We start from the raw sequence: 4,399 nt of genomic DNA, 5'->3' as shown, positions 1-4,399 counted from the left end.
TCATACACCACACGGGCGATGGCCGCCTCGCCCAGCCATTTTTCAAAGGCCCGAAACCCGCTGGCGGAATTCTCAAAACGCTTCGCCGCGCTGCGGTCTGCATCAAAAACATCCAGATGGGATTTCGAAATGTCTACGCCGATGGTATGCTCTGTCATCTTCTCCAGTCCTATGCTTGTCATGCGTGGCTCAAACACGCGTATCCGTTCAGGCCCAAGGGGAAGACGGCGGTCGATCAAACTCTCGAACGGTCCTTGAAAAGACCAAGCGCCTTACGATCCAGCCGCCGTCATTGCCCGCCATAAATGGCGTGGCGGGCAATGGCTTCCAATCCCTCAGAAGCCTGATGAACCCATAAGACAAGCGCCGACGATGAGGCGACGCGATTGGCGAAGGCAATCCCCGAGAGGGAATTCTTCGTCCTCAAGGCAGTGGGCGGCGTGCTCGCCAAATCCCCGAGCGTCAGAGCGATCAGGCTGGGAAAGAAGACCGGGCAAGATGACCCAATCCCGTTCTGATCCGCAGCAGTCACTTACCAACCGAGGAACGCACATGCCGACCAGCAAACCAGAGAGGAAACCTATGCCCCTCCTGACTTTCGATGAATTACGCGCCGCGAATAATGCCAGACAGCAGGAGTGGCCCGGCAGTGATCAGGCGGACCTTGCTTTCCGGGCGGTTGAAGTTGCTGGCGAAGTTGGCGAAATGCTGGAGGCGGTGAAGAAGCATCTTCGCGCCGTGCGCGGCATCAAGGGGTCTACCGCGACCATCGGCGACGTTGCTGATGAGATTGCCGACGCGGTCATCGCGATTGATCTTCTGGCTGGCGAGATGGGCATTGACCTGCATCCCGCCATTGCCCGGAAATTCAACCGAACCTCTGAAAAATACGGAATGCTTACCCGCTTGCCGGAGGGTGACTGACAGGGGTTTTGTACAGCCTGACGACTTTTTTTGATTATGTTTTCAGGCTATAACCATTTGATTTCACGCTGATGCTGCGCAAATTTGATGATCAAATTGGCTTCCGTCAGCTATAAATTGCGAGAATCGTCCGGGAAGCCGCGAGAACGGGTGTCGTTTTGCCTTGCGTTATAGCGCCATTGGCGCTATAACGGGTTCATGAGCAATGAAGCTCGGTTACAGGGAAACCAGATGACCAGCGCAGAACAGTCACTCGCGGATGACAAGGCCCGTGCCGAGATCGCCAAACTCAATGCCGAAACCGCCGAAATCATTCAGAATATGCGGTACCGTTTCTGGGTTCTGGCGGCGGCGTATATCGGTGCCCTTGGCGTGCTTTTGAAGTTCGCCGGATGAATCCTGCGGAATTCAAAAAGGCCCGGAGAGCACTGGGCCTTTCGCAGGCGCAGTTGGGCGTGATTCTGGACACCAACCCGACAACCATCCGCAAATGGGAAGCGGAGGAAGATCGCAGCACGTCGCGCAACCCCAACCCCGTTGCTGCGCAGGTCATGCGCTGGATGCTGGCGGGGTTCCGGCCTCCGGAATGGCCTTTGGGCTAAGCAGAATTTCCGAAAAGTGGCCACCGCTTTTCGGATAAAAATCCTGCAAAATCAAACAAGCCTAAGCAGGCATTCGTGGGCAAAGCCACGAATATCTGCTTAGGCGCAGCCTGCGTCCAGCGCGCTGATCAGCGCCGCGCCGGTTCTGCGGCTTTGCGGGCCGCCGTCAGCGACCAGCGCCGCCGCATGGGTCTGCCGCGCATCATGGGTGGCCGTGCAGATCGCCGTCTCACTGACCGGCCCGGTCGCGCAGCCAGCCAGCAATGCCAGCGTCGTCAAGGCGCATGATATGGTTCTGGGCATTCCGCATCCTCTCCAGTGTCGCGATCTGTGCGCGCAGGGTGTCGATCTCGGCCAGCAGCCGGGCGCGGCTGTCGATCAGCCAGCACCCGGCCCCGGCCAGCCCGAGGATGGCCCCAGCCAGCCCAACCCGAAGCCACATCAGAACACCGCCCGCTGCCGTCGCAGGCGCGCAAACAGCGCCGCAGCGATCGCCAGCACCCCGGCGACGGTCGCGCCGGTGACGAGGACGGTCATGGCACTGTCGGGCAGGGTCTCGCCCAGGGCCGTGAACGCGCCTGCGGCTGCCGTGGCCGCGCTGGCCCAGGTGGTGATCCGGGCCGCGACATCCATGGTGGCGGGCTGTGCGACCGGATGCGCATCGCGCCTGTCCCGCAGCGCCGCCCATGTTTCCGCGCCGACGATGCCGTCCGCGACAAGGCCGTTGCGCCCCTGCCATGCCCTGACCGCCGCGTCGGTCTCAGGCCCGAACACACCGTCATCCCCGATCCCGAGCGCGCGCTGCAATTCCCGCACCGCCGCCCTGTCGCCCGCCCGCCCGAGCCGCAGCACCACGGGCGAGGCCCGCCCGGTCAGGCAGCGATATTCGGCCTCGATCCTGCGCGCATAGGCAGCGGCCTGACCAGAGCCGTTATAGCGCGCCGCGAATCGCAGCCAGTCATGCGCCCGTAGGGTGGTGATCAGGCCCCATCCGCCGATCAGCCGCAGGAATGCGTCAAGCTGCGCGGCCTCATCATCCGCCATTGCCACGACCATGTCGCGGGCCGAGGCAAACCCCGCCGCAGCGGCATTGAAGCCCATGATCTGCGGCCCGCCCCAACTGGATGCCGCCATCGCCTTGTCGGGATCGCGGGCGCAGGCGCTGGCGAACATCGCCTCGCGGGTGGCGAAGGGGATCCCGAGGCTGTCGCGCCAGCTTGCGATGCCGCTTCCGGGCATGTGATGGGGTTCATAGCGGCGTTCGAGGCTGCCATCGGCGCGGAATGGCTGCCCGGCAGATTCCACCGCCCAGACCGCCTGAATGATCTGCGGCTCCAGATTGCAGCGCCGGACGGCGGCTTCAAACTGATCCTGACCGACCCTGACGGCCCGGCCTTTCCACGGCGCATCCGGGCCGATGACCGCAATGCCCGGCCAGTTCCGCCCATGCGCGCCGCGCAGCGGGCGCAGAAAGATCAGGGGAAACATGTCAGTCCTCCATGAATGACCGCTTCAAAGATCGGCAGTCGCCGCCGCGACGGCGAACATGCTAGCCCCCTGCATGTCGGTGATGGCGATGGAGGCCTCGCGTGCCCCTTTGCCGCCCTTGTCGCGGATCGCCTCGCACGCGCTGATGAATGCAGCCGCAAGCGCCTTCAGGCGGTCCACCTCCGGCAAAACAGACGGATTGAACCCCATGCGCACCAGTTCGGCGGCAGAGTTGGTGATCGTGGCCTCGCCGCCATCAAGTGCGGCCGTGTGGATTGTCACATGCATGGACGGTCTCCTTTTGGGTGATGCCCCACTGACGCAGGGGTGGGCGATGAAACACACATATTTACACATTCTCCTTGCAGGCACAGCCCGCCATGTGTATATATTTGCACATCACGGAGGGGCGATGGAATTTGAAACCGATTCACGAAAGCTACTGAAACGGTTGAAGGACGAGGGCTTCGAGGAAATCCAGAAACGCGGATCGCATCTGAAGCTTCGGAAAGGCGACAGGACCGTCATCCTGCCGCATCCGAAGAAAGACCTGCCCCTTGGCACCGTCCGAAGCATCTATAGACAGGCGGGGCTGATCTAGCCCCGCTCCCCTTCGCCCTCGTATCGTCAGGATGGATCAATGAAATATTTCACCGCCATCGTTCACAAGGATGAGGCCAGCGCCTATGGGCTGAGCTTCCCCGATTTGCCCGGCTGCTTTGCCGCAGCCGATAGCTGGGATGCCATCCCCGCCGCCGCCGCCGAGGCGCTCGACCTGTGGTTCGAGGATCAGCCGGACGTTCAGCCCGCATCGCTTGACGCGATCCGGCAGCGCGACGATGTCGCCCGCGAACTGGCCGGCGGCGCGACCCTGATGCCGGTGCCCTATATTCCGGCCGATACCGCGCTGGCGCGCGTCAATATCTCGATCGAGCGCGGCTTGCTGCGTGCGATCGATGAGACCGCAAAGGCGCGGGGGATGACCAGATCGTCCTTCATCGCATCCTCGGCGCGGCGTGAACTGGTCGGCGCGTAACACTGTCTCCGGCAACATGCCCTCACCTCCAACGGTCGAAGGCAAAGACGACTGCTGCGCCGATGGCGGCGGTTGCGATGCGGTTGAGCCATGCAAACAGCGGGCTGCGGGCGGCTGTCAGGTGTTCGAGGTCGGTCAGGCGCGATGCCAGGTCGCGCATGTCGGTCTGGCTGCGCGTTTCCAGCGCGGCCATGTCGGCTTGCTGCCGTCCCATGGCTTTGAACAGGGTTGTCAGCCGCTCATCGATCCGCGCGAGGGCCGAGATGGCCTCTTCGATCCTGTCGAGCCTGCCTTCGACCCGCGCCAGATCGCGATGCAACACGGGGTCAGTCATTTTGTCTTTCCTTGA

Annotated in this window: 10 protein-coding genes and 1 pseudogene; 5 read left to right on the top strand and 6 right to left on the bottom strand. The window is 62.5% G+C overall.

The genetic code is table 11. The annotated features are described in order from the left end of the window. Nucleotides 1–239: pseudogene (locus ACK5L9_RS16715) on the bottom strand (hypothetical protein); the annotation flags it as partial. A 313-nt stretch (nt 240–552) separates the two neighbouring features. On the opposite strand from ACK5L9_RS16715, the gene ACK5L9_RS16710 reads away from it, so the two are divergent. The 3 genes from ACK5L9_RS16710 (at nt 553) to ACK5L9_RS16700 (ending at nt 1,526) form a co-directional block, all read left to right on the top strand. Next, nucleotides 553–924 (top strand): nucleotide pyrophosphohydrolase, encoded by a 372-nt coding sequence (locus ACK5L9_RS16710; RefSeq protein ID WP_416912589.1) that lies wholly within the window; start codon nt 553–555, stop codon nt 922–924. 231 nt (nt 925–1,155) lie between these two features. Then, a complete protein-coding gene (locus ACK5L9_RS16705) occupies nt 1,156–1,320 on the top strand; it encodes a hypothetical protein (RefSeq protein ID WP_416912588.1) in 165 nt (54 codons plus the stop codon). Next, nucleotides 1,317–1,526: a helix-turn-helix domain-containing protein gene (locus tag ACK5L9_RS16700; protein WP_416912587.1), complete on the top strand. Its 210-nt coding sequence runs from the start codon at nt 1,317–1,319 to the stop codon at nt 1,524–1,526. Before ACK5L9_RS16705 ends, ACK5L9_RS16700 begins: the two co-directional genes overlap by 4 nt. Nucleotides 1,527–1,625: 99 nt before the next feature. Here ACK5L9_RS16700 and ACK5L9_RS16695 read toward each other — a convergent pair whose 3' ends face one another. Genes ACK5L9_RS16695 through ACK5L9_RS16680 form a run of 4 tightly spaced genes read right to left on the bottom strand, consistent with a single transcriptional unit; the run spans nt 1,626 to nt 3,302 of the window. Next, nucleotides 1,626–1,790, bottom strand: coding sequence for a hypothetical protein (locus tag ACK5L9_RS16695; protein WP_416912586.1), 165 nt, complete (start codon nt 1,788–1,790; stop codon nt 1,626–1,628). Continuing rightward, nucleotides 1,756–1,968 carry a hypothetical protein gene (locus tag ACK5L9_RS16690; protein WP_416912585.1) on the bottom strand — a complete coding sequence of 71 codons (213 nt, stop codon included), beginning with the start codon at nt 1,966–1,968 and terminating at the stop codon, nt 1,756–1,758. The genes ACK5L9_RS16695 and ACK5L9_RS16690 overlap by 35 nt, the downstream gene beginning before the upstream one ends. Next, entirely contained in the window at nt 1,968–3,014 is a 1,047-nt protein-coding gene (locus ACK5L9_RS16685; protein WP_416912584.1) for an N-acetylmuramidase domain-containing protein, read from the bottom strand. Before ACK5L9_RS16685 ends, ACK5L9_RS16690 begins: the two co-directional genes overlap by 1 nt. 24 nt (nt 3,015–3,038) lie before the next feature. Further along, entirely contained in the window at nt 3,039–3,302 is a 264-nt protein-coding gene (locus ACK5L9_RS16680) for a hypothetical protein (RefSeq protein ID WP_416912583.1), read from the bottom strand. Between the two features lie 124 nt (nt 3,303–3,426). Here ACK5L9_RS16680 and ACK5L9_RS16675 point away from each other — a divergent pair, with 124 nt between their 5' ends. Together ACK5L9_RS16675 and ACK5L9_RS16670 are read left to right on the top strand one after the other, a co-directional pair. Beyond that, the gene (locus tag ACK5L9_RS16675) at nt 3,427–3,615 is read left to right on the top strand and encodes a type II toxin-antitoxin system HicA family toxin (RefSeq protein WP_416912582.1); all 189 of its coding nucleotides are present in this window, start codon (nt 3,427–3,429) and stop codon (nt 3,613–3,615) included. Nucleotides 3,616–3,654: 39 nt separating this feature from the next. After that, entirely contained in the window at nt 3,655–4,050 is a 396-nt protein-coding gene (locus ACK5L9_RS16670) for a type II toxin-antitoxin system HicB family antitoxin (RefSeq protein ID WP_416912581.1), read from the top strand. A gap of 22 nt (nt 4,051–4,072) precedes the next feature. On the opposite strand, the gene ACK5L9_RS16665 is transcribed toward ACK5L9_RS16670, so the two are convergent. Beyond that, a complete protein-coding gene (locus ACK5L9_RS16665) occupies nt 4,073–4,384 on the bottom strand; it encodes a hypothetical protein (RefSeq protein ID WP_416912580.1) in 312 nt (103 codons plus the stop codon). Nucleotides 4,385–4,399 lie beyond the last annotated feature (15 nt).

Source organism: Paracoccus sp. (in: a-proteobacteria), from assembly GCF_047973135.1.
Taxonomy (GTDB): domain Bacteria; phylum Pseudomonadota; class Alphaproteobacteria; order Rhodobacterales; family Rhodobacteraceae; genus Paracoccus.
Note: the sequence above shows the minus strand (reverse complement) of the source record. Positions and strands in the feature narration are given on the sequence as shown.

Excerpts from the sequence above, each read along its gene's own strand:
- ACK5L9_RS16705 (WP_416912588.1), top strand. The coding sequence starts at position 1,156 with ATGACCAGCGCAGAACAGTCACTCGCGGATGACAAGGCCCGTGCCGAG.
- ACK5L9_RS16670 (WP_416912581.1), top strand. The coding sequence starts at position 3,655 with ATGAAATATTTCACCGCCATCGTTCACAAGGATGAGGCCAGCGCCTAT.
- ACK5L9_RS16680 (WP_416912583.1), bottom strand. The coding sequence starts at position 3,302 with ATGCATGTGACAATCCACACGGCCGCACTTGATGGCGGCGAGGCCACG.
- ACK5L9_RS16700 (WP_416912587.1), top strand. The coding sequence starts at position 1,317 with ATGAATCCTGCGGAATTCAAAAAGGCCCGGAGAGCACTGGGCCTTTCG.
- ACK5L9_RS16685 (WP_416912584.1), bottom strand. The coding sequence starts at position 3,014 with ATGTTTCCCCTGATCTTTCTGCGCCCGCTGCGCGGCGCGCATGGGCGG.
- ACK5L9_RS16665 (WP_416912580.1), bottom strand. The coding sequence starts at position 4,384 with ATGACTGACCCCGTGTTGCATCGCGATCTGGCGCGGGTCGAAGGCAGG.
- ACK5L9_RS16710 (WP_416912589.1), top strand. The coding sequence starts at position 553 with ATGCCGACCAGCAAACCAGAGAGGAAACCTATGCCCCTCCTGACTTTC.
- ACK5L9_RS16675 (WP_416912582.1), top strand. The coding sequence starts at position 3,427 with ATGGAATTTGAAACCGATTCACGAAAGCTACTGAAACGGTTGAAGGAC.
- ACK5L9_RS16690 (WP_416912585.1), bottom strand. The coding sequence starts at position 1,968 with ATGTGGCTTCGGGTTGGGCTGGCTGGGGCCATCCTCGGGCTGGCCGGG.